The organism is Larkinella sp. C7 (assembly GCF_006149005.1).
In the GTDB taxonomy this organism is placed as follows: Bacteria; Bacteroidota; Bacteroidia; order Cytophagales; family Spirosomataceae; genus Larkinella.
This window is the reverse complement of record NZ_VBSL01000192.1, coordinates 1-401: the sequence shown is the minus strand read 5'-3', so window position 1 is coordinate 401 and position 401 is coordinate 1. Positions and strand designations below refer to the sequence as shown.

At 47.9% G+C, this 401-nt stretch carries 1 protein-coding gene; it reads left to right on the top strand.

What is annotated here, in order from left to right; all coding sequences use genetic code 11:
- Positions 1 to 401: pyridoxal-phosphate dependent enzyme (locus FH871_RS35060; protein ID WP_138995364.1), on the top strand; the 401-nt coding region annotated here is incomplete at both ends.

Here is a 401-nt window from a genome sequence, read left to right as displayed (position 1 = left end):
GGGGGGCCTATTATGCTATCCACCAACTGTCGGATGAAGACAAGGCTAATGGCGTTGTCTGTGCTTCAGCTGGGAATCATGCTCAAGGGGTTGCTTACACTTGTAACGAAATGAAGATTTCGGCCACGATCTTTATGCCGATTACGACTCCTCAGCAAAAGATTACACAGGTTAAGTTCTTCGGTGGGGCTTATGTGGATATTCAGCTAGTCGGTGATACCTTTGATGCTTCCTCTCAAGCAGCTCAAGAGTTTACCAAGGCACAGGGCCGTACCTTTATTCCTCCTTTTGATGATGACAATGTTCAGGCCGGTCAGGGAACAGTTGCCTACGAAATTTATGAACAAGCTAAGGACGAAGGGGTTGATTTTGACAGCATCCTCGTACCTGTTGGCGGCGGT